We start from the raw sequence: 26,404 nt of genomic DNA, 5'->3' as shown, positions 1-26,404 counted from the left end.
TTAATTATATATATATTGAGTCCCCGCGGGGAGCGTTTTAAACTTGATAATTTTTACCAATTGTAAAGATACATCTAAAAACAGAATTTTCGGGTTTGCGTTTCTTTCAATGTGGTAATGTGCCTTTTCCAGTTCGCCTATTATAGCCTCTGCCATAGGCAAGGTAAGTACGTGTGTACTGAGTTTTTTCGCCGTTTCGAAGGTTAGGGGGGGTAATTTCACCAATTCTTCAGCACCACTTAAAATTAAACAGCATTCGCGTAAATAATTTACGCCATATTTTAAAAAATTCTTCTGGTTTTCTCTTCCCCACTTCGCTGTCTCGTCGGTAAATTCGATCAGATCGGGAACTTTGTTGCCAAAACCCATCCTCAACCAGGCCGTAAATGTACCCGAACTATCACTTTGCGTATCGGCAGCCAGTGCTTTTGCCTCAATTAAATTTCCATCGGCCAAAAATGAGTAATCAATAGACTGGTGCTCGCTTAATCCCTTCGCATTCAATAAATATCCGGTTACCTCTTCTGACGAAAGTTTTGGGATTTTCACAATTTGCGTTCTGGATAAAATGGTGGTTAAAATCTGATCCTGGCTTTGTGCAATTAAAATAAATAAAGTATTTGCGGGTGGCTCTTCAATTAATTTAAGCAGCGCATTTCCGGCTTTATCCAAATATTCGGGCAGCCACATAATTAAAACCTTTGTTTCGGCTTCGAAGGCTTTATAACTTAGTTTTTTAATAATATCGTGGCATTCGGCTATGTTAATATTGGCCTGTTTATTCGCCGCATCGAGTTTGGAACGCCAGATATCCATATCGAAATAAGGATCCTGCATTAACATGCCCCGCCATTCTTCCAATACATCTACAGCCGTTTTTACACTTGCCGAGGCAAAAAAAGGATAAGAGAAATGCAGGTCGGGATGAATTAAACGTTCGTATTTTCTACAGCTCGAACATACGCCGCAGCTATCATTTTCGCCTTTATTAAGGCAATTGATGTATTGTGCGTAAGCAATTGCCATTGGCAAAGCCCCAGAACCAGCAGGCGACAAAAATAGTTGCGCATGGCTAATTCGGTTTTCCTTAACCGTTTGCACCAATTGTTGCTTCACTCTTTCCTGTCCGATGATTTCTTTAAACTGCATTTGGTGCAAAATAAGAAATAGATATGATATTCACAGCCTCATCATTCTGAACTTGTTTCAGAATCTGTATTTTTTAGATTAAATCGACATTTTATTTATTAGAAAAGCAAGCTCCGGTAATGCTTAGGTTGGGTTCGGTCCCTCTTTCCGCTATATCCCAAATTGAACTAATTTGGGGATGCCGCTACAATAGGGTTTAGATTGTTGCTGAAGAAGCTTTTTACCCAAAAAACCCATTTCGTAAAAAACCTTACCTTTGGATTTTTAATTTTTTAAACAGCGTTAACGCTCAGCGCCAAACACCTTACGCTTAACTATTTTTATGGCACGGATCCTCGCATTTGATTATGGAACAAAACGTATCGGCATTGCGGTAACTGATCCTTTGCAGATTATTGCAACGGGGCTGGATACGGTACATCCAAAAGATGTGATTGAATATATTAAAAAATACATGCTTACCGAGCAGGTTGAGGCTTTTGTGCTTGGCGATCCTAAACAGATGGACGGTTCTCCGTCTGATTCGGCACAACATGTAAAGGGTTTTGCTACACTGCTAAAAAAATCGTTCCCCGATATCCCAAGGCATTGGGTTGATGAGCGCTTTACCTCTAAACTCGCCCATCAGGCCATTATGCAAAGTGGCTTAAAAAAAATGGACAGAAGAGATAAAGATCGGGTTGATACCATTGCCGCAACCATCATTTTACAATATTTTATGGAAAGTAACCGTTTATAACCAACAAATGAGCCTAATAAACGACGATTTACAGGATTTACTAATTGCCTATTGCGAACCTGAAAGCGAATTGCTTCAACAGATAGACCGCGAAACCAATCTTAAAGTTTTAATGCCCCGCATGTTATCTGGCCACTATCAGGGCCGGGTTTTGAGCATGCTGAGCAAAATGATTTCCCCTAAAAGAATTTTAGAAATCGGCACTTTTACCGGTTATGCTACTTTATGCCTTGCTGAAGGTTTAACCAAAGATGGCCTGTTGTATACGCTGGATATTAATGAGGAATTGGAAGATATGGTGCGCCGCAACTTTGCGCAATCTGCATTTAATGATCAGATCAACTATATCTTAGGCGATGCCACCACCACAATAGCGGGTTTAGACGAAGTTTTCGACATTGTTTTTATCGATGCCGACAAGAAAAATAATGGCACTTATTACGATATGATTTTTGATCGCGTTCGTCCAGGCGGGGTTATCATTGTGGATAATGTATTATGGAGTGGAAAAGTACTGCAGGAGAAACAGGATAAAGACACCAGAAATATTACTAGTTTTAATGACAAGATAGCTGCAGATGAACGGGTTGAGAAACTGATATTACCTGTTCGAGATGGTTTGTTTGTGATTAGGAAGAAAGCTTAACATATAGTGGTTAATCGGTTAATTGTTTTAATCGGTTAATCGTACAGTTAACCAATTAAACAATTTGTACAGTTAACCATGACTAAAAAAATCTTTACTTTTTGTCTGCTCCTTTTAACAGGGATTGTTGCAAGAGCGCAAGATACGGAAGAATATATTGCAGAGCATGTAGAATATGCACAGGGTTTAATGCACGATCATAAAATTCCGGCCAGCGTTATTTTAGCTGTTGCCATACACGAATCGGCTGCAGGAAACAGTAAAATCGCACAACACCTTAATAATCATTTTGGAGTAAAAGGCCCGAATAACAATGCGGAAATCCGTTCATCCTATCGCGATTATTTAAATGCGGATGAATCTTACAGCCATTTTGTAGAAATTATGGAAACCCGCAAGCCTTTTAATAATCTTTTTGAAAAATACGATCAATACGATTACAAAGGCTGGGCTTACGGAATCCGCCGTTGCGGTTATGCCAGCAGTAGAAGCTGGGCCAGCCAGGTAATTGGCTTAATTAAAAAATACGAACTCTACCAATATGATGAAAGGCCAGAAGGATATGAAGAGCCTGTTTATGCAGCGCCAGTTCACCACCGTAGCAAAAGCAGAAGAACAGCCAAAACTTATACCGTAAAATCTGGAGACAACCTAAGTATAATTGCAAAAAAGAAAGGCACCACCGTTAAAGCCCTGATGCAAAAAAACGGCATAAAAAAAGCGAACTTAAAACCAGGACAGAAGTTGAAGCTTTGAGTCCGGGGCCATGAGTCCAAAGTCGATAAAGCCATACAGTTAACCAATTCCAACAATTAACCGATTAAACAAATCATAACATCAATGCGTTCATTCAGCCATTACATCCTTATAGCAGCAACCCTCATATTTTTTAGCTCTTGCGGTACGCGGAAATTTTCTAAAAACAACAAGCAAATAGAAAAAGCAGCCAACAAAGCCAACAACAATTCGTACAAAAGTTACAATACTTTAAGTTACATTGATGAGTTTAAAGGAGTGGCAGTTGAAGAAATGAATGCAAACGGAATCCCTGCAAGTATTACATTGGCGCAGGGAATTTTAGAATCGGGCAGTGGAAATAGCGACCTGGCTAAATACGCCAACAATCATTTTGGTATTAAATGTACATTAGACTGGAAGGGAAAAAACTACTTCCGGGACGATGATCAAAAAAACGACTGTTTTAGGGTGTATAAGGATGCCCGCGAATCTTTCAGGGATCACTCTGAGTTTTTAAAGCGCAAACGTTATAGCTTCCTTTTCCAGTTGGATAAGAACGATTACAAAAGTTGGGCGCAGGGATTAAAAACAGCCGGATATGCCACCAATCCAAAATATCCAGATTTATTGATCAATACCATCGAAAAATACCAGCTTTACCAATACGATCAACCGGAAAGCGAAAAGCAAAAGATTGCCAGGGAGGACCGTGTCTTTTCAGAAATCAATCAGAATATCCCGCAGGAAAAGGCTAAATTTACACCAGTGCCCCCTCCCCCTGCAGCAGCTAAACCCATTCTTGCCGATGGTACTTATACCGTTGTTAAAGGAGATACACTCTACAATATTGCAAAACGTTTTAATTTAACGGTTGATCAGTTAAAAATGCTGAACGAAATGGGTACCGACGCCATTAAACTGGGTCAGATACTTAAGGTTAAATAATGTTAAGTACAAGCCTAGCCTGCCAGATATTTGTAGTTTTGTAGCTTAATGAAATTTTTTATTCCCTTTATACTTGCTTTCGGCTTCTCTACGTTGCTTCATGCACAGAATAAACCTGTGCAGGGAATTGTTATTGATAAAGAAACAAAGCAGCGTTTGGCCAAGGTTTATATTTATAACATCCGTACAGGTGATGGTTTATACAACAATACGAAAGGTGAGTTTAGCACCTTTGCGCTGCCTGGTGACACCTTAGTTGCAGCTTTATCGGGCTATGGAGTAGATACTATTGTTTTTAAGGGACAAACTGCCGCATACTTTCAACTCAGATCGTTGGGCATAAGACTGCGTGATGTACTTATTCAACAAAAAAGATTAAGTCCGCAGCAGCAATACGAAAAAAATGTTCAGGAATATCGTTACCAAACCATGAAAGGAAGTAGTAAAGATTTATTGAATTTAGGTAACGGCGGTGTTGGTTTAGGTATCGATGCGATCTATAATCTGTTAAGCAAGCAAGGAAGAAATGCGCGTCACCTTCAAAAAATCCTCGAAAAAGATTATCGTGAAGACTTGATCGATTATCGTTTCAGCGCCAGCCTGGTTAGCCAGGTATTGGGGATAAAAGATGATGAACTGACTGATTTTATGCAGCAATATCGCCCAACCTATCAGTTTGTGTTAGAGGCAACAGATTATGCCTTTAATCTTTTTATCAGGAATGCCTATAAAAGCTACAGGTTAAATCCTAAAGCCTTACAATTGCCTACATTGCCTAAAATAACCATAGATAAGCTGTGAAAGCGCCAATTATCATCGTTAAAAAACTTCCGGCAGCGGGCATGGCAATCTTTCCATTTATCCTGTTAAAATCGCCGCGGTTTAAAAGTGATCCAATCATTATTAACCACGAAAAAATCCATTTACGCCAGCAATTAGAATTGCTTATTTTCCCTTTTTATATTTTATATCTGGTTAATTACCTGCTTAATCTTATTAAATGCCGGAACCACGATTTAGCCTACCGTAACATCGTTTTTGAAAAGGAAGCCTATGATCATGAAGCCGACCTAAATTACCTAAAAAAGGGTAATTGGTACGGCTGGTTTAAAAAGATCTGAAATAATAGTTTTCACCTCCAATTCAATTGTCAATCTGACAATCATTTTGTTAAATGCTTTTTATCTCTAAAATTTTTCTTTTTCTTTGTAGGTAATGAAGAACTGTTTAGCTGCCATAATCCTGATTCTAAGTTTCTGCTCTACCAAATTATATTCACAGGAAATTGATACTATCCCGATCAATACAAAAGACCTGAATATAAAGTTAAAGCGTAGTCCTTTGCCGAGCAGACAAGGACCGTTAAACTTTGAGCCTGTAAAAATAAAGCCCTTGGTTGTAAATGCAAAGATTAATTACTGGAAAACCAGAACGAATATCGGCATCAATGTAAATCAGGCACAATTTAGCAACAACTGGAAGGGCGGAGGTACCAATTCTGTTGCTGTTGGCGGTTTGGTAAACTGGAAAGCAGAATACAACAAAAACAGCTATAGCTATATAAGCGAACTTGTTTTGCAGTATGGCAAAATAAAAAACAAAGATCAATTACAAAAGAAAACCAACGACCGTATTTTTTGGGATAATAAGGCTTCCTTTCAATTATCTAAAAGCTGGTTTTTCTTTGGATCGTTAAGTTTTGAATCCCAATTTGATGACGGTTATTCTTACAGCATCACAAACGGCCAAGAAACCGCAACCCTAATTTCAAAATTTATGGGCCCAGGTTACTTAACAGAATCTATCGGTTTCGAGTACAAGCCGGTTAAATATTTTTCTACCCGTATCGGTACAGGTACTGCACGCCAAACTTTTGTTTTAGACGAGAAACTTTTCCTTGATCCAGATCCAACCAAACCACTAAAATCTAGCGTTTATGGTGTCAATTTAGGTAAAAAGATACGTAACGAATTGGCTTTTCAAGTGGTAAGCGCATTTGATAAAGATATATTTACAAACACCAATCTTAAGGCCCGATATCAGATGTTTGTTCCGTATGAGGATTTTAAGATGAGTAAGATTGATCATCGCTTAGATGTTGCATTAACGGCAAAAATCAATCGCTTTATGAACACGAGTTTAACTGGAGTAGTCCTGTTCGATAAAGATACAGGCACGAACAAAATACAAGCTAATCAAACATTGGCCTTGGGCTTCGGTTTTACATTCCCGAGGTAGCTTAATATTATCCACCGCCAACTTTACCAATTTCCCAATAGGGCATAGTAATAATCTGCCTAAAGCTTACTCCCCTTTGCTTTAGGTACCTTTTAAACAGCTGTATGGATTTTGCTCTTCCTGTTAGGTAAAAAGTAGCATTTTGCCACATTTCCCAGCACATCGGGTGCATATTTTCCATCCAGTTGATCGCATTTTTAGCAGGAGTATCCACATCAGAAGGCACCACATCGATCAACAAGTTTAGCTGTTCTGCAGCGCAAAGATTTTCTTCCTGCAGCTCTAAAATGCCAAAATATTCCACATCCTCATCTACCACTTTTTTCCCAAGCGATTCGTACAAACCCAGGCTGGTTTCATCGCCAAAAAAGAAATGCTGATTAGATTCTTCCTTGTATTTAATCCGCGCACGGTCTAGAATAAGCTTTAAAGTGTCTCCTTTCTGAATGTTCACGGCAAGACTGTGCCCTGGCCCTTGTCTGTTTAAATAAAAGATAACCTCGCAGGTTTCGTTCATTTGATCAAAGGCAGATAGGGTATAATGTCGGTACTCGTTTGAGTTAACCCTAAACAGCACTTCCATTCCAGGAATAAATTTGGCATCGAAAAAATCGCCTTTAAAGGTAACGCACTTTAAGTTGCTGCTTAACATTTTAGTTTCTACAACTTCTACCTGATATATTTTATTGCTGATCACTTTTTCCATTGTGTTGGCCAGCCATGATGGTAATTTTGGCATCGTATTCTTTTGTTTAGTAACTTTGAACAAAAGTAGTTGTCTAACAAACGCATCTTTTTATACCAAAAGGATTAAAGTTTATATCAAAAGGATTTTATGGCTTTAAACATTTACGATGGTGACGATAAATACTATATTGTTGGTAACAAGTTCGACAATAACGAATTTAATCAGGCACTGGTAACCGAAAGAAGGGACAAATACAGCTTTCCCTTTGGCGATGCAGAGATTGTGGAGATCGCTTTTTCGGGTATTTACATTGTTTACGGCGATATGCTTGTGAAAAAGAGCCGCCTGCGCATTAAATCTTTTGATGAGCCCGATATGGTTGAGCTTCATTTTTCAATTACAGGCGGCGGCATTATGGAAAATTACCTCACCAACAAACGCCTGGATATCAAAGCCAATCAGCACAATATTATTTACAGTCCTGATTTTGATGGGATGGCAGAATTTTCGGTAGGAGGTCCGCATAAATTTTTCGAGGTAAATTTCGAAAGATCACGTTTTGTTGATTTAACTGGCGAAAGCAGCACTTTGCTAAAAAACTTTGCCGACAAAATCATGAACAACCGTTCGGTAGAGCTTTCATCAGAAAACCTGCCCATCAGCTTAGCCATGCACAGTTGTATAAATGATATTATGAACTGCCAGTTTACCGGTGGATTAAAGCTCTTGTTTCTGCAGTCTAAATGCCTTGAACTTTTGGCATTACAAGCCCAGGCTTTTGAACTTGCAGCAAAAAAAACCGATACCTCTACCATTAAATCGGCTTACGATAAAGACCGCATTTATTATGCACGAGAATACCTGTTGGCCAATGCCAGCCATCCCCCATGTTTAACCGAATTGGCAAAGGTTGCAGGCATAAACGAATTTAAACTGAAGCATGGCTTTAAAGAAGTTTTCAAAAACACCGTTTTTGGCTATTTAAGCGATTATAAATTAATGCGGGCTAAAGAACTCCTGGCCGATAGCAGCAAAAATATCAAGAATATTTCCGACGAGCTGGGCTATTCTTCGGTACAGCATTTCAGCAGTGCTTTTAGTAAAAAATTCGGCGTAAGCCCTGGTAAAGCACGTTAGTTTAGTTTGGAGTTGAGAGTTTTTAGTTGTGAATTCAAAGTCTTTAGTCTCAAAGGGATCGTCACCCTGAATTTATTTCAGGGTCTTAATTACAAGAAAGATGCTGAAATAAATTCAGCATGACGAAAAGGGGTTTAAACCTTTTTCCTTTTTTTCTTTAAATCGAGGTAATCAACATAATATAAAACCTTTACAGAGAGGCTGTTATTCTGAGGGGCATTCAAAATTCCACTCAGGTTTTTATTATAACGTTGCGTATAATAGGTATCGTAAGTTTCAGCAGCGTCTTTATACGAAACTGAAAGGGTGCTACCTGGTGCAAATTGCCAGGTATAAATCAAATCAATATTAAACACATTATAGTTTCTATCCATCGCGGTTAATGTTGGCCCTTGATAATCGGTTAAATGGCCATCAGGCTGAAGCAGGTAAAATTCTTTATTTCTTCTATCACTCCAATAATGTCTTAGTACAACGGTCAGCCCCATTAAGTTGGTAAAGGTATATTTAGCATCAAATGAGTTTTCTACCGTTCTGCGGTCGTATTTAGAGAAAATAGCTTTATCACCTTGTGCGGTTACCCAGTTTACATAATCGTAGTTTGGGTTAAAGTTTAGGTCTAAACCAAAAGCAATCTTATCATTTAACCTCAGGTTCTGGAAAAAGTAAAAGTTATACTGTTTACCGCCGAAAAGATGCTGTTCAAAATAGCGCACATTTCCACCAAAATTATAGGCCTTGGCGCGGTTGGGATTTATATACAAGGCAACACCAAAATTTCCTGGCGCCTGATACATTTGTCCATTTCGGGCTTCGTAAAAGTCGTTCCCTTTTCTATCTACACTTAAATCAAACTCTGCCGACCATTGATTTTTAAATTGAACCCAATACCCTGCATTCGTACCTATTTTTTGATAAGCACTCGGTATTGCCCTGCGAGAATAATTTAGATTAAGCCAACTTTCAAATTGATTATACCATTTACTTGGCTTGTATACGTTATAACCAATACCAATCCGTTGATCTAAAAAGTTGTTATTGGTAAAGAAACCCATATCTGATGGATCAAATTTATCATCTGCATATACCTGATTGTAGCTCCAGGTAAAATTGCCGCTCTGTTTTCCAAACCTTAAGGTGTAGCTATAACCCGTGCTCGATTCTTCACCCCGTAAATAGCTCATTTTGCCCCCGCCATTTACGAAATATTTATTGCCTTTATTGTTTAAATTGAAAAGCAGCGCACTCACATTGGCATCGTAAGCAGAGCCTTGCCTAAGTACATTTGTATTGATAAACGTAGCCGAACTGTTGTTTTTTAACGACTGATCGAAAACCAGAATATTATAATTGGTGAGCGGTTGCGTTTCTACCATACGAAGGTTACCCTGAGCATCCTCTACCTCGGTTTCCATGCTATTGGTAATGGCATTAAATATCCCAATACCCAGGCCTTTTGCTGTCCGTCCTGAAATTTTTGTGGCGTTTAATACCTTGGCTTCAGTTTGATCTTTTACAATTTTATCACTGCTGCCTAGCCCGCTGTAATTATAATAGGATGGAATAGAACCGATGCGTTTCGAATAAAACAGGTCACCTTTGTTAAACAATTCTGTTCCTTCGGTAAAAAACTGTCTGTTTTCATTAAATTTCACTTCAAAAGGAGTGAGGTTCAGTATCCGGTTATCGGATTGCACTTGCCCAAAATCGGGCACTAAAGTCATGTCCAGCGTAAAACTATTGTTGATTCCGTATTTAACATCCATCCCCCCGTTAAACCGCGAGGTTGTGTTTTTTACCCCGGGCAAATTAACCGGATAATGGTTTACATAAGCTGAAATATATGGAGAAAAAGATAATCTTAACGGAGGTTTAACATCTTTTATTCCCATCCACAACCCCTCCTGATTGATAAAACCATTTACTTTAGGGTCTACAAAATTCCAAAAGGTTTGAAGGTTTTTCCGTTGCATCCTGCGGCTAAAATTCAAACCCCAGTTCTGGACATCCTTACTAGAGAAACGCAAGGCCGAATAAGGGATCTTCATTTCGCAGGTCCAGCCTTTATCATCAATTTTAACAGCACTTTCCCACACTGCGTTCCAGTTTGCATCTTCATCACCCACCTGCGAGTATTTGGCATCGAACTGAACACCGGCAGCGGTAACGAAAAAGCCATTTCCATTCATCTTATCATAAAAGGGATCGACAATAATTGAAATGAAATCGGCATTGCCAATATTATCTCTCGAAACCAACTCGTGCGAAACACTGTCAGGGTGATCGTACATCCGGGCATAAACATAAATCGCAACATCATCATAAAGCACCTTCATTTCTGTACGCCGATCATGAGTTTCTATCTTTCCCGGATTTGGCCTGATCTGAATAAAATCAGTAGCAATTGGAATATTATTCCAACACTCATCATCTAAAATACCGTCTATTTTGGGGCTTTGCAGCGTTCTTTTTGCTTCCAGTTGGCGCTGTTTCGAAATATCCTGGGCTTGGGAAAAAGCACAAATAAATATAAAAAAAAGGAGGATGCAGCGTTTCATTCGTTTAGGTTAGTTAGATATAAGACCACGCCTTAAGCAAAATGTTGCACCAAAAGAAAAATTTAATATTCATCTTCCTAAAGTTTTGACTTTGAGTTGCTAAGATTTACAAGCAAAATTTGATACATTTGCCTTTTATTAAAAACAAGTAGCTTTTTGCCTTTCGGCATGAAGCTTTTAGCTTAAAAAAAGATGTTTGATAATTTACAGGACAAGCTAGACAGAGCATTTAAAGTACTAAAAGGACAAGGCAGCATTACGGAAATCAACGTGGCAGAAACCATGAAAGAAATTCGTAAAGCATTATTAGATGCCGATGTTAACTATAAAACAGCAAAAGCATTTACCGATGATGTGAGGCAAAAAGCTTTGGGGCAAAACGTGCTTACAGCCGTTTCTCCGGGTCAATTGCTTACCAAAATAATGAACGATGAACTTGCAGCCTTAATGGGTGGCGAAGTTACAGAGTTAGATACTAAAGCAAATCCTACCATTATCTTAATTGCTGGTTTAAACGGTGCGGGTAAAACTACTTTCGCGGGTAAACTGGCTTTGCATTTAAAAGGCAAAGGTAAAAAACCTTTATTGGTTGCTGGCGATATGTACCGCCCGGCGGCTGTAGATCAATTGGAGGTTTTAGGAACCTCGGTTGGTGTTTCAGTTTACGCTAACCGTGCCTCAAACGATCCTGTTGGCATTGCTTTAGAAGGTATTGCACATGGTAAAGAAAATGGAAATAACGTAATCATTATAGATACCGCAGGTCGTTTAGCGATCGACGAATCTTTAATGAACGAAATATCTGAAGTTAAGGCCAAAACTCAGCCGCACGAGATTTTATTCGTAGTAGATTCGATGACCGGTCAGGATGCGGTAAATACAGCCAAAGTATTTAATGACAGACTTGATTTTACAGGCGTTGTTTTAACCAAATTAGATGGCGATACCCGCGGTGGGGCAGCGCTTTCAATTAAATCGGTAGTAAACAAGCCAATTAAATTTATCGGTACCGGCGAGAAAATGGAAGCACTTGATGTTTTCTATCCAGACCGTATGGCATCGCGTATTTTGGGTATGGGTGATGTGGTTTCGCTTGTTGAACGTGCACAGATGCAGTTCGATGAGAAAGAGGCAGCAGAACTTCAGAAAAAAATCCGCAAGAATAAATTCGATTTCAATGATTTCTACAACCAGATTCAGCAGATCAAGAAAATGGGTAACATGAAAGATTTGATGGGTATGATACCGGGTGTTGGTAAAATGATGAAGAATGTAGATATCCAGGATGATGCCTTTAAATCAATCGAGGCCATTATTAATTCAATGACCCCATTTGAAAAAGAAAACCCAGATAGTATCCAGCAAAGCCGCCGTTTACGTATTGCAAAAGGTTCGGGCAGCAAGGTAGAAGAAGTTACTAAGCTGATTAAACAGTTTGAAGATATGCGTAAAATGATGAAGCAGTTTTCTAACCCGGCAGCCGCAGCAGCAATGATGAAAGGTATGCCTAAAATGCCATTTGGCAGATAGTTTAGAAGGTTTAGGGTAGAGGGTTTAGAGTTTAGGGCGTAAGGCCTTATTCTTCGTGAAAATACAAATCCCGATCGCAACCTACAGCGTCATGCTGAACTTGTTTCAGCATCTTCTCAAATAATACAAATCCCAATCAGTAATGGTTGGGATTTTTTGTTTTATGGTTTTGGAAATGAGGGTTCAGCTTTCCATAGCAGGGTTCAGTCCTGCTTTCCCTTCTGCCGATAGAAGAAATCGGCATTCGTCCAATCAGGTTTATTTAACACAGACAGTTTGATCAACCTAATTCAATCCAAAATTAATACTGACATTTCCCTTTGACCGCACTTTTCTGGATTTTAAAGTTGCTGGAATCCACATTTCAGAAGTTCTCAGTAACCGCAATGCTTCTTCATCGCACTTAAAATTTAAACCCCGCTTAACTACTACATCTGTTATTCTACCATCCTTTTCAATTACAAATGATAAATAAACCTTTCCAATAGCTCTATCCTTTTTAGGCAATTCAGCATATCTTGAATTAGTTAAAAGATATCTGTTCCATGCTGTTTCTTCATTAGGAAAGTGAGCAGACGTATCTACTTCATTTGGCCAGTAAACATAGTTTTCCTGTGTTTTTATCAGATCTATTTTAATCGTATCACTTCTCTCCTGTGAATAAAGTTGTTGGCACGAAATCAGGAAAAGTATAACTGCTAAAATTTTCGGCATTATTAGTATTTTAATAGTTAACTAAAATTAAAGATTATTAATTATATTAGCCTAAATCAATATTCATCCCGAATAATTTACATCCGAATTTATTTTAATTAAAATCAATGCTTGTAAAAACATACGGGAGTGCTGTTTATGGCGTAAATGCACTAACCATAACAATCGAAGTGAATATTAGTGCGGGTACAAAATACTATATGGTAGGCCTGCCAGATAATGCGGTAAAAGAAAGTCTTCAACGTGTGGCCAGCGCCATTAATATTTCGGGGTTCCGTATGCCGAAGCAGAAAATTGTAGTCAATTTAGCACCTGCAGATATCAAAAAAGAAGGCTCATCCTACGACCTCCCAATAGCCATCGGCATTTTAGCAGCATCAGGGCAAATTCCTGCCGACGAACTGGACGACTATTTCATCATGGGCGAACTCTCTTTAGACGGAACCATTCAACCCATTAAAGGCGCCTTACCAATCGCGATCCAAGCACAGCAAGACGGTTTTAAAGGTTTCATCTTACCGAAACAAAATGTTCGCGAGGCTGGTATTGTAAACGATTTAATTGCCTATGGCGTAGAAAACCTGGCTCAGGTAATTGCTTTCTTTAATAAGAGTGAAACACTAGAACAGGTTAAAATTAATACGAAAGAAGAATTCTTAAAAAACATCAATAATTACGAGCACGATTTTGCCGATGTTAAAGGCCAGGAAAATATTAAAAGAGCATTGGAAATTGCTGCAGCAGGTGGTCACAATGTTATTTTAATCGGTCCGCCAGGGGCAGGCAAAACCATGCTAGCCAAGCGCCTGCCAACTATCTTACCCCCATTAAATTTAAATGAAGCTTTAGAAACCACGAAAATCCACTCCGTTGCCGGGAAACTTTCTGCTGCCGATGCTTTAATGACCATCCGTCCGTACCGCTCCCCACACCATACCATTAGCGATGTTGCTTTAGTGGGCGGGGGAATAAACCCACAGCCCGGAGAAATATCGCTGGCCCATAACGGCGTTTTGTTTTTAGATGAGCTACCTGAGTTTAAACGCACTGTTTTAGAGGTAATGCGTCAACCTTTAGAAGACCGTAAAGTGGCTATAGCAAGGGCAAGATTTTCGGTAGAGTATCCGGCTAGCTTTATGCTGGTGGCCTCAATGAATCCCTGCCCGTGCGGTTTTTACAACCATCCGGAGAAAGATTGTGTTTGCGCACCAGGCGTGGTTCAAAAGTACCTGAGTAAAATATCCGGACCGCTTCTAGACAGGATTGATCTTCATGTAGAAGTAACGCCGGTTAATTTTACAGAATTAGCCTCCACAGCCAACACAGAACGAAGCAACCTCATTAGGGAACGTGTAATTAAAGCCCGGGAAGTTCAGGACAAACGTTTTCTTGATAAAGAGGAGTTGCATTGCAACGCCCAAATGAGCCCGAAAATGGTGCGTAAAGTATGCCAGATCAGCGAATCAGGTACTACTTTATTAAAAACCGCAATGGAAAGGCTAGGATTATCGGCCCGTGCTTACGATAGGATTTTAAAAGTGGCCCGAACCATTGCCGATTTAGCCGGAAGTGAAAATGTAGAGCTCGAGCATTTAGCAGAATCCATCAATTATAGGAGTTTAGATAGGGATGGTTGGGCAGGGTAAAAAAGATTTGCAGAAAATCAATTTTTAAATACATGTGATAATCCGTTTTGCCTTTAGCTATCTTTAAGAGATAAATATTACTACCGTTTAATTCATGAAGACTAAAAAAATCATAAAATTGCTAATCTATGCCTCCTTATTGGGCATTATTGTAGTGTTGGGTATAAATTTATTGGTAAAATCTCAAACTGATCCAGTAATTTTTTCAAAAGAAAAAGACACACCAGGAACCAAAGTGGCCATTATTTTCGGAGCAGGCATTAACAATAATAAACCTAGCAAATACTTAAAAGATAGGCTCGATGCTGGTATCGAACTTTATAAAAACAATAAAATTGATAAAATTTTGTTATCTGGCGACAACGGTAGCGATGAACATGACGAGTTAACAGTGATGAAACTTTACTGTTATCAGCACGGTGTTGATACCAATAAGATCTATCTTGATTACGCGGGCTTTGATAGCTACTCTACCTTATATAGATCTAAATATATCTTCAAGGTTGATACGGCCATTCTGGTTTCACAAAAATATCATTTAAACCGGTGTATCAATATTGGGAATAAATTGGGCGTCAAATCATATGGCTTTGCTGCCGATCAAGGAACGTATCAGGGTTACAAATATGCTTCTTTTAGAGAATATTTTGCCGTTGTAAAATCGACAATTGATATTTTAATTGGTAGAAAACCACACTTTTTAGGCAAAACGGTAGACATTAACGGACCTTCAAATTATACCAAGGAATAACGTGAAATATATTGCTTTTTGATTTCTTTGAGCGGTAAAAATTACCTTTTTCTTCAAATATCGGTCTATATCAATTTCAATAAATAAGCAATGTTCTTCTAAACTGAACAGTTTTATTTATTTGTGAGCGCAAGTAGCTGTAAAAAATCTATTATGTGCAGCAGGAGTGAAAAACGCCACCAATTGCAATTATAAAAACCTATTAAACAGCGTATTAAATATACATTTTTATGTTGTTTTTATTCTGCATCTCACTATTTTTTGAGCATTAATGACCCGTTTGGCATAGTCATTGTCATAGCCATGTTACATTTATTACCTATTTAAAATAAAAAAGTGAAAGAGATGAAAAAGACAGTTCAAATTTTCAGCATGCTTCTAATAGCATTAACGGTAATGGTATCATGTAAAAAAGATACCGATCCAGCAGATCGAGACTTCTTTGTGGGTACCTACAAAGGAACGGTTTCTTACCGTAGTAACGAAACTACCATTAACAGTAGTGATGGTAAAGTAACCGTAAGCAAAGTGGGCGAAACGTATAATTTTTACTTTGGCAGTGGCATTCCTGATATTACAGGTGTAAAGTTTGAGAAAACAGGCGACAACAGTTATGTTAGTATTGGGTCAGGCTTAACCGGTATCAGTATTGATGCCAGTACCCTTAAAATTTTGGTTTCAAAAGATGGCCAAACCTGGACAGCCAATTGTACCCGATAATTCTTAATAAAAATAAAAGCGCCAATTGGCGCTTTTATTTTATACCTATAATTCAGATTAGCTAAATTTATAGCATGAGTTTTGAATTAAAAGCACACCTCGAAGAAATCATCCCGCTTACCGATCAAGAATTTGAACCTATAATTGCCCATTTCAGGCTTAAAAAGCTCAAAAAACACCAATATTTGATCCAGGAAGATGAACCTGTTAAAAATATCTATTTCGTAATTAAAGGGCTTTTAAAAGCCACTTTCACCGATGCCAACGGTAAGGAATATATTATACAATTTGCCATGGAAAACTGGTGGATATCTGATTTCAGGGCTTTTTACAGCAATGTAAACTCAATTACTAACATCAGCTGCTTAGAAGATGTAGAATTATTGGCCATTACCAAGGAAAGCTTAGACAAAGTATGCGCTGAACACCATAAAATGGAGCATTTCTTCAGAGTGAAAAATAGCTTTGGTTATATAGCCTTACAACAACGGATTTTATCTCTGCTTAGTACAAGTCCTAGAGAACGCTTTGAGCAATTATCGCAACAATATCCACAACTTACACAAAGGGTTTCTAAAACTATTATCGCAGCATACTTGGGTATTTCTAGAGAAACCTTAAGCAGGCTTTCCGCAAAAGTGTGATTTTGCGCACATTAAATTTGTGATTGAGGTCCTTTGCAGCCCTATTCAAGAGCACTAATTTTGTAATACACTTAGCAAAAAAATATGAATAAGAAAGTTTTATTCGTGCTTACAAGCCACGACGAATTAGGAAATACAGGTTTAAAAACAGGTTTTTGGTCAGAAGAATTGGCAGCGCCATATTATGCCTTAGCCGATAAAGGTATCGATATTGTATTGGCCTCACCAAAAGGTGGTCAGCCACCCATTGACCCTAAAAGTGAAGATCCTTCTTTTCAAACCGAAACAACGAAAAGAATGGAAAAAGACACTGTTCTTTTAGCCAAATTAAAAAATACCATTCCTCTTACCGATATAGTGATGGATGATTATGATGCAGTTTTTTATCCTGGTGGCCACGGACCACTTTGGGATTTAGCAGAAAGCACAATCTCGCAGCAACTCATAACCGAATTTTATACCGCCAATAAGCCAGTTGCTTTCGTTTGTCATGCGCCAGGGGTACTTAAAGATGTAAAAGTGAATGGCGAATACCTGGTGAAAGACAAAAATGTAACCGGATTTACCAATACTGAAGAAGAGGCCGTACAATTAACAAAAGTAGTGCCTTTCCTGGTTGAGGATATGTTGGTAAAAAACGGCGGGCATTACAGCAAAATCGCTGATTGGAATCCCTATGCTGTGGTTGACGGCTTATTGATTACCGGACAAAATCCGGCCTCATCAGAAAAAGTTGCAGAAGAATTATTAAAACTCCTTGCCTAAATTTAAATCCTCAACAAGGTTGGCTAAGCCAGTCCATGTTGAGGATTCCTTATTATAGCTCGTCTTCTTCCTCGTCTTCAGGTTCAGGCACATACTTTTCTATGGCCTGCCCAATAGCATTCACTTCCTCGTCTTCTTCAAAAATTGGAAGTTCGGTTTTATAATCCATTTTTAACCAGATTGATGAAGTATCTTTTTGAATCTGAATGTATTCTTTTCCATCTCTAAAAATGGTATACGAATCATTTCCTTCAGGAAAAACTGAATAATTAATTGGCCCTATTTCAATATCAAAAGGTTCTTGCATGGCGGATATTTTTCTTCAAAGATAAAAAATCTTTCGTTGCATAATTACTGTCAACCTGAGCTTCCTGATAAAAATCGACATCGGTAATTGAACGTCTTTTAATATTCCATAATTAAAAAATTACTTCTTATTGTTTAAAAATCCCTTCAATTATATTACTTTACGGCTAAAGATTTTACGCGATAGACAAGAAGATGAAGTTAACGTTTTGGGGAGCAGCACAACAGGTAACAGGGAGTATGCACCTACTCGAAATTGGGCATTATAAAATACTGATAGATTGCGGATTAGATTACGAGAAGGAAACCTACCAGGAAGAAAACCAGCAATTCCCCTTCGATCCGGCAAGCATAAACCTGGTTATTTTAACTCACGCCCATATCGATCACTCTGGTAATTTACCTACACTGGTTCGATTGGGTTTTGATGGCCAAGTACTCTGTACACCACCAACAGCCGATCTTACATCGATACTATTATTCGATTCTGTAGAACTTTTCTTAAGGAAAGCTGGCCGAAAACCCAGAACTAAACGCGGCAATTTTAGCGGACCAAAACCTTTGTACCTGCACAAACATGTAATGGATACGATCGATCGTTTTGTAACCATTGCTTTTAACAAGCCCTTCAAGATCAATGGCGATATTAGTCTAACATTTGTGCCAGTTGGCCATTTGCTTGGCGCTGCTGCAGCTATTTTAACCATCAATGACGATGGCGTAGAGAAGAAAATTGCTTTTACAGGCGACATTGGCAGAGAGAACTACCCGGTATTGGTTAACCCTGAGCCACTGCCAGAGGTTGATTACCTGGTAAGTGAAGCAACCTATGGCGGGAGGGTGCACACCAAAGACCAGACCTTAGAGGAAAGATTAGTTCAGGAAATTACCGAAGCCTGCATTAAAAGCCCTGGGCGTTTGATTATTCCTGCATTTAGTATTGGCCGTACGCAATCGTTGGTATTTGCATTAAACCAGATTTTCACCAAAAAACTCCTGCCGCCCGTTCAGATTTTTGTAGATAGCCCCATGGCCATCCAGGCTACCGAGGTTTACCGCAAACACCATAATCTGGTAAATCAGGAAGCGAAAGATTTTTACCAAACCATGGGCGATGAGTTTGAATTTGAGCACCTGGCCTACGTTCAAACGATGAAAGAAAGTAAAGATGTTTCCAATTATTTTGATCCTTGTATCATCATTTCATCGGCAGGCATGTTAGAAGGCGGGCGGATTCAGGATCACTTGTACTACAACATTCAGAACTATTATTGCACCATTCTTTTTATCGGCTACTGTGCCAAAGGAACACTCGGTTACAAGCTATTAAGCGGAGCGCCAATTGTACGCATTAAAGACCGTGAAATGATGGTTTACGCCACGATACACCAAACCGATCTGCTCAGCGGCCATGGCGATCATAACGATTTGGTAAAAGCAATTAAACAGACAGGCCAGCCTAAAAAGGTGTTTTTGGTTCATGGTGAAGATAAAAGCCTGCAAAGTCTTTCTTTAGCTTTAAAAGCAGATGGCTTTAATGTTGCCGTGCCAGAAAGAGGAGAGGTCTTTGAATTATAATATTATGCTGTCATTCTGAGCCCAGCGAAGAATCTTTAAGTTAGTTGCACTGCGCTAACATTTATACTGAAGGCAACAAATCTAATGACTGTTTTCTATCGTATGCAGATTCTTCATTGCATTCAGAATGACAATAAAACCGATCAGCCCCTCACTTGCCCGTCACCTCTTACCACCCACTTATAACTGGTTAATTCTTCCAACCCCATTGGTCCGCGGGCATGGAGTTTTTGTGTGCTGATACCAATTTCAGCACCAAGGCCAAACTGTGCACCATCCGTAAATCCGGTAGAGGCATTGGCATAAACCGCAGCAGCATCTACTTCGTTTAAAAATTGGGCAATATTAGCGGCATCTTCAGAAATAATGGCTTCGCTATGTTTAGAGCTATAATCGGCAATGTGGTTCAAAGCTTCAGCTAAATCAGCAACTACTTTAACAGCTAGCTTTAAAGATAAGAACTCTGTACCAAAATGTTCAGGTTTAGCCTGATTTAACAATTGTTCAGGATAAGAAGCTTTTAATAGCTCAAAACTTTTTTCATCAGCAAATAACTCAACATCGCCATCAGCTAGGGGAGATAAAAGCGCAGCCAGATCATTAAGCCGATTTTGATTAATTAGTACACAGTCAAGCGAATTACAAACACTTACCCTTCTGGTTTTTGCATTAAAGATAATTGCTTTGCCTTTCTCTAGATCGCCCGTCTCGTCAAAATAGGTATGTACAATCCCAGCTCCGGTTTCAATAACGGGGATTTTACTGTTTTCGCGAACGTAATTAATTAACGATTGACTTCCTCTCGGGATTAAAACATCTACAAAACCTCTTGCATTCAATAAAGCTTGGGTTGCGGCTCTTTCGGCAGGCAATAAGGTTAAAACATTGCGATTGATTTTATGCTTATCCAAAACCTCGTGTATCACCTTTGCAATAGTCAGATTCGAAAATTCAGCGTCACTGCCTCCTTTAAGCACAGCAACGTTTCCAGTTTTAAAACAGAGTGAAAATACATCAGCAGTAACATTTGGGCGCGCTTCGTAAATCACACCTACAACACCTAAAGGCACACTAACTTTTTGTATATGAAGCTGATTTTCCAGCGTTTTATCTGAGAAAATTTTACCCAACGGACTGCTTAAGCCAGCAACATTTTTAAGATCATTCGCAATGTCAGCAATACGTGCTGCACTCAACTTCAGCCTGTCATATTTGGGGTCTTCAATGGGCATTTTTGCCAAATCTTTTACATTTTCAGCAAGAATTAATTCAGTATTGGCCACCAAAGCCTCAGCCAGATCTGTTAGAACAGCATCTGTCGTTTCTTTACCAAGGCTAACCAGGCTACGACTTGCCTGCCTTGCTTTTTCGAAATATTGTTTGTAATCCATTTTGTTAATTATTAACCGCAAAGTGCGCTAAGTTTTCGCAGAGAACGCAAAGCTAGTGATGCTCTTTCGTTTGGTTCATGCTGCCTCAGCGTTCATTTGCGTCTTCTCTTTGTGTCCTTTGCGGTAAACCTTTAAATAGCCGAGTAAAAATAATCGTAATGTACCAACGCTTTCTGTTTCTTTTGTCCAATTCTTTCCCTGGCTTTGTCCGATCCATATTCTGCTATTCCGAGCCCGATGAGATTGTTTTTTTCGTCTATGATTTTAATAATATCACCTTTTAAAAAATCTGTTTGTATTTCGATAATCCCTACGGGCAACAAACTGGTGGCTTTACCAGAGGTTAATACTGTTTTTGCGCCATCGTTTAATTTCACAATGCCCGTAGCAGCAGTTTCAGAATGGGCAATCCATTTTTTCTTGCCGGATTTACTTTTTTCGGGAACAAAACGTGTATGCACCAGTTCATTGTTTAGCAAAGAAGTGAGCACATCATCTTGCGTTCCGTTAGCAATATGGACCGTAATGCCCAGTTTTGCTACTTTTTGCGCCATGGTCGATTTAGTGATCATACCGCCACGGCCAAATTGCGATTTACCCGTTTGGATAAAAGAAGCCAGGTTAGCAACCGAACCGTTAATTTCCTCAATAACAGCCGATCCTTCAATTTTCGGATCCCCGTTGTAGATGCCGTTTACATTCGACAGGATAATCAAGGCATCGGCATTTAACATCGAAGCAATTAATCCAGCCAGTTCATCATTATCGGTAAACATCAATTCAGTAACCGAAACTACATCGTTTTCATTCACCACAGGGATTACCTCATTTTGAAGCAAAATCTGTAAGCAGTTCTTCATGTTTAAATAATGTGCCCGGTCGCGGAAATCTTCTTTGGTAACCAAAACCTGTGCACACTGAATTTCATGTGCTGAAAAAAAATTAGCGTAGGTATTTATCAGTTTAACCTGACCAATGGCTGCTAATAGTTGGCGGGTAGTTACGGCGTCTTGTTTTTCAGATACCTTGATCAAACTTCTGCCTGATGCTACCGCACCCGAAGAAACCAAAATAACCTCAATACCAAGTTTTTTTATATCGGCCAGTTGATTTACAAGGTGTTTAATCCTTGCTTCATCAGGCAAACCATTCGCCTGTGTAATTACATTCGAACCAACTTTAACAACTATTTTTTTGTACCCTAATTTCATTATTATTTTCAAGCAATTTGATGTGGCAATTTACCATCAATTTTTCTAATTCAGATGATTATCTATAGGCATAATGGATTTTTACAAAAATGGCAATTCTAAAGGTGAGTCGAAAGTCCCAAGTCGTCAGTCTATTTGTGCGATTAGATAATTCATCGCTTTCCTCTGCACTTTGCCCACTAATGAACCAATGGCAAGTGAACTATTGAACTAAATTATTAAATTGCATTCAACCTAATTCAAACCACTATGAAACGTATCTTACCAGGCATAATATTGCTCAGTGCAATTACGGCTTGTAACAACCCTCAAAAGAAAGAAATGAAAGCAATTAAATGGCCCGATGCCAAGGCCCCCATAGCAGAGATTATTCCGCATAAAAGAACAATACATGGCGATACCGTGGTAGATAACTACTATTGGATGATCGATTATTTTAAAAAAGGTCCTGACAGCACAAAAGTTGTCGATTATTTAAAAGCCGAAAATACCTATCTCAACACGATGATGAAAAGTACAGATCAATTTCAGGCTGATCTGTTTAAAGAAATGAAAGGCAGGATTAAAGAAAAAGACGAATCTGTTCCTGTTTTCAAGAATGGCTACTTCTATTACACCAGAACCGAAGACGGGCAGCAATATTTTAAGTATTGTCGTAAAAAAGGGAGCTTATCGGCTGCAGAGGAAATACTGTTAGATGTAGATAAACTGGCAAAAGGCCATGCCTATTACAGCGCAACCGGATTTAGTGTTAGTCCCGACAATAAACTTTTAGCTTTTGGCGTGGATCAGGTTTCGCGCCGCCAATACACCATCAATGTTAAAAATTTAGAAACCGGCGAAATTTTAAAAGATGTTATTACCAATACCCAAGGTGCTGTGGCGTGGGCAAATGACAACAAAACGTTTTTTTATACCTCAAAAAATCCCGTAACGTTATTAAGTGAAAAAATTAAAAGACACACACTTGGCACCGATGCTAAGACAGATGCAGTTGTTTACAATGAAAAAGACAACAGCAACTATATTGGCGTGATGAAATCGAAAAACGGACGTTATATTTTTATTAGCTCGCAAGGGACATTGACTGCTGAATATAGAATGATTGATGCCGATCATCCAGAGGCAGCGTTTAAAGTATTTTCGCCGCGCTCAAAAGATGTTTTATACGATATTTTAACCGTAGATGATAAGTTTTACATCGTAACCAACTGGAATGCCAAAAACTTCCGTTTGATGCAATGCCCTCTGGATAAAACAGAAAAAGAAAACTGGAAAGAGGTTATTCCAAACCGCAAAGATGTTTTACTCGAATATGGAGAAGAATTTAAAGACCATCTGGTATTATCAGAACGTAAAAATGGCTTAACCGAGCTACGCGTACTGAAGAAGGATGGTGGCGATTATTATATCAAGTTTGATGAACCAGTTTACGCTGCCGGTGTTGGCGCAAATCCAGAATATAACAGCAAAACACTGCGTTATTCGTACACCTCTTTAACCACACCAAACTCAGTTTACGATTACGACCTCGAGAAAAAGGATAAAAAACTAATGAAACAGCAGGAAGTTGTTGGCGGTTACGATCCTAAAGATTATGCAACGGAACGAGTTTTCGCGACAGCAAAAGATGGCACAAAAATCCCAATTGCTTTGGTTTACAAAAAAGGCTTTGAAAAGAACGGACATGCACCATTGCTGCTTTACGCTTACGGATCCTATGGATCGAGTACAGATGCAAACTTCTCTTCTCCAAGATTAAGTCTATTAAACCGTGGCTTTGTTTTCGCCATTGCCAACATTCGTGGTGGACAGGAAATGGGACGCCAATGGTATGAAGACGGTAAATTGATGAAAAAGAAAAATACCTTTACCGATTTCATTGCAGCGGGCGAGTACCTGGTTGATCAGAAATACACATCAAAAGGCCATTTATATGCACATGGAGGTAGCGCAGGTGGTTTATTGATGGGCGCTGTGGCTAATATGGCTCCCGATTTATGGAACGGTATTATTGCTGATGTTCCTTTTGTAGATGTAATTAATACCATGTTGGATGAAAGCATTCCATTAACCACCAATGAGTTTGATGAATGGGGAAACCCTAAACAAAAAGCAGCTTACGATTATATGAAGAGCTATTCTCCTTACGAAAATGTAGAGAAAAAAGCTTATCCGAATATGTTGGTTACTACAGGCTTACACGATAGCCAGGTGCAGTACTTCGAGCCGGCCAAATGGGTAGCCAAATTAAGGGCTACAAAAACCGACAAAAATGTTTTACTGCTTAAAACTAATATGGAATTTGGCCATGGCGGCGCATCAGGCCGTTTCGATTATTTAAAAGATGTTTCGTTGCGCTGGGCGTTTTTATTCTCGCTGGAGGGGATAACCAAATAATTTTTTAATAGATTCGTCATTTCGAGCGGAATGCAATGAAGTCGAGAAATCTATATCAAAAGATCTCTCCATTTCGCTAAGCTACAGTCGAGATGACGAATCTTTCTAGAACCTTAAATGATCCTCTATAACCTAAAAATGAACACCAAACTAAAAACACTCCAAACTATCCATCTTGCTTTATGCGCTGGTGTTTTCCTTTTTGCATTGGTAACCATTTTCCTCAACCGGGAAATGATGATTTTTGATGCCAACCCCAAAACCACTTCGCCTTTTAACCCAATATTTCCGATTATGGGATTGATTACCATTTCGGCAAGTATCTTCTTTTACAGAAATTTAATTGCAAAAATTGATAAAGCTGCTTCAGCCGATACAAAGATCAACATGTATCAAAGTGCGTTTATCATCAGTTCGGCAATGCTGGAAGGGGGTGCTCTTTTCAATATCGTTGGTTTTTTTATGACACATAATTCGTTCTTTTTAATATTTGGTGCAGCTAATTTTATTTTTTTGATACTCAAAAGGCCTACCAAGAATAAATTGATTTCCGCTTTACAATTGCAATACCCAGATACAGAGGCTTTGTAAGCAATTAGCCCTATCTTTGCCCCCCAATGGAATACAATGTTCACACTTTGCCAAACGGCATACGCTTACTGCATGTGCCCTCGGCCTCTGCCATATCTCACGCATGCATCATCGTTAACACAGGATCGCGCGATGAGCCTGAAAACAAAGCAGGTTTAGCACACTTTATTGAGCATTTGATTTTTAAGCGTACCGAAAAACGGAGCACCAACCAGATTTTAAACCGCTTAGAGAGTGTGGGAGCAGACTTAAATGCCTATACTACAAAAGAATATACCTGTGTACACGCTTCTTTTTTGAATCCATATTTAGATAGAACATTAGATCTTTTCAACGATATCCTGTTCCACTCAACCTTTCCTGAAGAGGAAATGGATAAAGAAAAAAGTGTAATCCTGGATGAAATCTCTTCTTATTTAGATCAACCGGAAGAGGCCATAAACGATGATTTTGAAGATATGCTTTTCGCTGGCCATGCACTGGGCAATAACATTTTGGGCACAACCGAATCCGTTCAGCAATTTACCAGGGAGGATGTAATCAATTTCAGAAAGGCCAATTACCGCACAAACGAAATTGTGGTAGCCGTTTTAGGCAATTACTCGCTAAATAGTGTTGTAAATAAAGGGAGTAAACATTTTGCTGATGTTGAAGAGAATAATCCAAACAAAGAAAGGGTTAAACCAAGTATAATCGCACAAAACAACACTACTATCTATAAGCCGATTATGCAGGCACACTGCATTTTAGGCAGACAGGCCTATTCTACGCATCAATCGCAAAAGGTGCCCTTAATGCTGTTGAATAATTACTTCGGTGGCAATGGGATGAGTTCGGTATTAAATTTACAGATCAGAGAAAAATATGGGATTGCCTATACCATTGAGTCCAATTTTTCTCCATTAAGTGATACAGGTATTTTTTCCATTTATTTTGGAACAGATAAAGAAAAACAGGCCAAAGCACTCTCTTTAATCTTTAAAGAGATCAAAAAGCTCAGAGAACATCCTTTAAATGAATTGCAGTTACAAAAAGCCAAAAACAAATTTATCGGACAGATTGCTTTGGGTGAAGAAAACAGGATCGGTTTAATCATTTCGATGGCCAAAAGCCTGATCGACCATAACAAAATCGATTCTCTGGAAACTGTTTTTGAGAAAATAAATGCAGTTACCACCAAGCAAATGGCAGAAGTTACGGATGAGATTTTAAATATCGAGCAACTGAATATCTTTACTTTCTGCCCAATAGAGGAATAATTCTTATTTTTGTAAAAAAAATGCTTTTTGCATTGTTTGACTTTTCGTCATTGCGAGGCA

General features: G+C 38.9%; 25 protein-coding genes. 18 read left to right on the top strand and 7 right to left on the bottom strand.

What is annotated here, in order from left to right:
* Window positions 1-1,149 (bottom strand): ATP-binding protein, encoded by a 1,149-nt coding sequence (locus J7E57_RS14850; protein ID WP_215165365.1) that lies wholly within the window; start codon window positions 1,147-1,149, stop codon window positions 1-3.
* 322 nt (window positions 1,150-1,471) lie between these two features.
* Here J7E57_RS14850 and ruvX point away from each other — a divergent pair, with 322 nt between their 5' ends.
* From ruvX to J7E57_RS14815, 7 genes are all read left to right on the top strand, one after another.
* Window positions 1,472-1,888 carry a Holliday junction resolvase RuvX gene (gene ruvX, locus J7E57_RS14845; protein WP_215165363.1) on the top strand — a complete coding sequence of 139 codons (417 nt, stop codon included), beginning with the start codon at window positions 1,472-1,474 and terminating at the stop codon, window positions 1,886-1,888.
* A 7-nt stretch (window positions 1,889-1,895) separates the two neighbouring features.
* Complete coding sequence (locus tag J7E57_RS14840) at window positions 1,896-2,534, top strand: O-methyltransferase (protein ID WP_215165355.1); 639 nt, start codon at window positions 1,896-1,898, stop codon at window positions 2,532-2,534.
* A 78-nt stretch (window positions 2,535-2,612) separates the two neighbouring features.
* Complete coding sequence (locus J7E57_RS14835) at window positions 2,613-3,290, top strand: glucosaminidase domain-containing protein (RefSeq protein WP_215165353.1); 678 nt, start codon at window positions 2,613-2,615, stop codon at window positions 3,288-3,290.
* An 84-nt stretch (window positions 3,291-3,374) separates the two neighbouring features.
* Window positions 3,375-4,217 (top strand): glucosaminidase domain-containing protein, encoded by an 843-nt coding sequence (locus tag J7E57_RS14830; protein WP_215165352.1) that lies wholly within the window; start codon window positions 3,375-3,377, stop codon window positions 4,215-4,217.
* 48 nt (window positions 4,218-4,265) lie between these two features.
* A complete protein-coding gene (locus tag J7E57_RS14825; RefSeq protein WP_215165350.1) occupies window positions 4,266-5,018 on the top strand; it encodes a hypothetical protein in 753 nt (250 codons plus the stop codon).
* Complete coding sequence (locus J7E57_RS14820) at window positions 5,015-5,338, top strand: hypothetical protein (RefSeq protein WP_215165348.1); 324 nt, start codon at window positions 5,015-5,017, stop codon at window positions 5,336-5,338. The genes J7E57_RS14825 and J7E57_RS14820 overlap by 4 nt, the downstream gene beginning before the upstream one ends.
* Before the next feature lie 94 nt (window positions 5,339-5,432).
* The gene (locus J7E57_RS14815) at window positions 5,433-6,455 is read left to right on the top strand and encodes a DUF3078 domain-containing protein (RefSeq protein WP_215165346.1); all 1,023 of its coding nucleotides are present in this window, start codon (window positions 5,433-5,435) and stop codon (window positions 6,453-6,455) included.
* A gap of 7 nt (window positions 6,456-6,462) precedes the next feature.
* Here the strand turns inward: J7E57_RS14815 and J7E57_RS14810 are convergent, their stop codons facing one another.
* Window positions 6,463-7,194: a hypothetical protein gene (locus J7E57_RS14810; RefSeq protein WP_215165344.1), complete on the bottom strand. Its 732-nt coding sequence runs from the start codon at window positions 7,192-7,194 to the stop codon at window positions 6,463-6,465.
* 96 nt (window positions 7,195-7,290) lie between these two features.
* On the opposite strand from J7E57_RS14810, the gene J7E57_RS14805 reads away from it, so the two are divergent.
* Window positions 7,291-8,280: a helix-turn-helix transcriptional regulator gene (locus J7E57_RS14805; RefSeq protein ID WP_215165342.1), complete on the top strand. Its 990-nt coding sequence runs from the start codon at window positions 7,291-7,293 to the stop codon at window positions 8,278-8,280.
* A 134-nt stretch (window positions 8,281-8,414) separates the two neighbouring features.
* On the opposite strand, the gene J7E57_RS14800 is transcribed toward J7E57_RS14805, so the two are convergent.
* On the bottom strand, window positions 8,415-10,838 hold the full coding sequence (locus tag J7E57_RS14800) for a DUF5916 domain-containing protein (protein ID WP_215165340.1): 2,424 nt from the start codon (window positions 10,836-10,838) through the stop codon (window positions 8,415-8,417).
* A gap of 192 nt (window positions 10,839-11,030) precedes the next feature.
* Between J7E57_RS14800 and ffh the strand changes: the two genes are divergently transcribed.
* Window positions 11,031-12,368: a signal recognition particle protein gene (gene ffh / locus J7E57_RS14795; RefSeq protein ID WP_215165338.1), complete on the top strand. Its 1,338-nt coding sequence runs from the start codon at window positions 11,031-11,033 to the stop codon at window positions 12,366-12,368.
* A gap of 285 nt (window positions 12,369-12,653) precedes the next feature.
* Here the strand turns inward: ffh and J7E57_RS14790 are convergent, their stop codons facing one another.
* Entirely contained in the window at window positions 12,654-13,082 is a 429-nt protein-coding gene (locus J7E57_RS14790; RefSeq protein ID WP_215165330.1) for an energy transducer TonB, read from the bottom strand.
* A gap of 107 nt (window positions 13,083-13,189) precedes the next feature.
* Here J7E57_RS14790 and J7E57_RS14785 point away from each other — a divergent pair, with 107 nt between their 5' ends.
* The 5 genes from J7E57_RS14785 to J7E57_RS14765 all read left to right on the top strand — a co-directional run bounded on the left by J7E57_RS14785 (window position 13,190) and on the right by J7E57_RS14765 (window position 17,608).
* The gene (locus J7E57_RS14785) at window positions 13,190-14,728 is read left to right on the top strand and encodes a YifB family Mg chelatase-like AAA ATPase (RefSeq protein WP_215165328.1); all 1,539 of its coding nucleotides are present in this window, start codon (window positions 13,190-13,192) and stop codon (window positions 14,726-14,728) included.
* A gap of 94 nt (window positions 14,729-14,822) precedes the next feature.
* On the top strand, window positions 14,823-15,479 hold the full coding sequence (locus J7E57_RS14780; RefSeq protein ID WP_215165317.1) for a vancomycin high temperature exclusion protein: 657 nt from the start codon (window positions 14,823-14,825) through the stop codon (window positions 15,477-15,479).
* Between the two features lie 345 nt (window positions 15,480-15,824).
* Window positions 15,825-16,199: a hypothetical protein gene (locus tag J7E57_RS14775; protein WP_215165316.1), complete on the top strand. Its 375-nt coding sequence runs from the start codon at window positions 15,825-15,827 to the stop codon at window positions 16,197-16,199.
* A 74-nt stretch (window positions 16,200-16,273) separates the two neighbouring features.
* Complete coding sequence (locus J7E57_RS14770) at window positions 16,274-16,843, top strand: Crp/Fnr family transcriptional regulator (protein WP_215165315.1); 570 nt, start codon at window positions 16,274-16,276, stop codon at window positions 16,841-16,843.
* A gap of 84 nt (window positions 16,844-16,927) precedes the next feature.
* Window positions 16,928-17,608, top strand: a complete 681-nt coding sequence (locus J7E57_RS14765) for a type 1 glutamine amidotransferase domain-containing protein (RefSeq protein ID WP_215165314.1) — start codon at window positions 16,928-16,930, stop codon at window positions 17,606-17,608.
* A 52-nt stretch (window positions 17,609-17,660) separates the two neighbouring features.
* Here the strand turns inward: J7E57_RS14765 and J7E57_RS14760 are convergent, their stop codons facing one another.
* Complete coding sequence (locus J7E57_RS14760) at window positions 17,661-17,915, bottom strand: hypothetical protein (RefSeq protein ID WP_215165309.1); 255 nt, start codon at window positions 17,913-17,915, stop codon at window positions 17,661-17,663.
* Window positions 17,916-18,109: 194 nt separating this feature from the next.
* On the opposite strand from J7E57_RS14760, the gene J7E57_RS14755 reads away from it, so the two are divergent.
* Window positions 18,110-19,492: an MBL fold metallo-hydrolase gene (locus tag J7E57_RS14755; protein ID WP_215165307.1), complete on the top strand. Its 1,383-nt coding sequence runs from the start codon at window positions 18,110-18,112 to the stop codon at window positions 19,490-19,492.
* Between the two features lie 143 nt (window positions 19,493-19,635).
* Here the strand turns inward: J7E57_RS14755 and J7E57_RS14750 are convergent, their stop codons facing one another.
* Both J7E57_RS14750 and proB read right to left on the bottom strand, forming a co-directional pair.
* A complete protein-coding gene (locus tag J7E57_RS14750; RefSeq protein ID WP_215165305.1) occupies window positions 19,636-20,883 on the bottom strand; it encodes a glutamate-5-semialdehyde dehydrogenase in 1,248 nt (415 codons plus the stop codon).
* A gap of 131 nt (window positions 20,884-21,014) precedes the next feature.
* Window positions 21,015-22,094 (bottom strand): glutamate 5-kinase, encoded by a 1,080-nt coding sequence (gene proB / locus J7E57_RS14745; protein WP_215165298.1) that lies wholly within the window; start codon window positions 22,092-22,094, stop codon window positions 21,015-21,017.
* A 249-nt stretch (window positions 22,095-22,343) separates the two neighbouring features.
* On the opposite strand from proB, the gene J7E57_RS14740 reads away from it, so the two are divergent.
* From J7E57_RS14740 to J7E57_RS14730, 3 genes are all read left to right on the top strand, one after another.
* Window positions 22,344-24,494, top strand: a complete 2,151-nt coding sequence (locus J7E57_RS14740; RefSeq protein ID WP_215165297.1) for a S9 family peptidase — start codon at window positions 22,344-22,346, stop codon at window positions 24,492-24,494.
* 138 nt (window positions 24,495-24,632) lie between these two features.
* Window positions 24,633-25,085, top strand: coding sequence for a hypothetical protein (locus J7E57_RS14735; protein WP_215165295.1), 453 nt, complete (start codon window positions 24,633-24,635; stop codon window positions 25,083-25,085).
* Window positions 25,086-25,111: 26 nt separating this feature from the next.
* Entirely contained in the window at window positions 25,112-26,344 is a 1,233-nt protein-coding gene (locus J7E57_RS14730; protein ID WP_215165287.1) for a M16 family metallopeptidase, read from the top strand.
* Window positions 26,345-26,404: the final 60 nt, after the last annotated feature.

It is taken from the genome of Pedobacter sp. ISL-64, from assembly GCF_018613605.1.
Taxonomy (GTDB): domain Bacteria; phylum Bacteroidota; class Bacteroidia; order Sphingobacteriales; family Sphingobacteriaceae; genus Pedobacter.
This window is presented reverse-complemented; position numbering and strand designations above follow the sequence as displayed.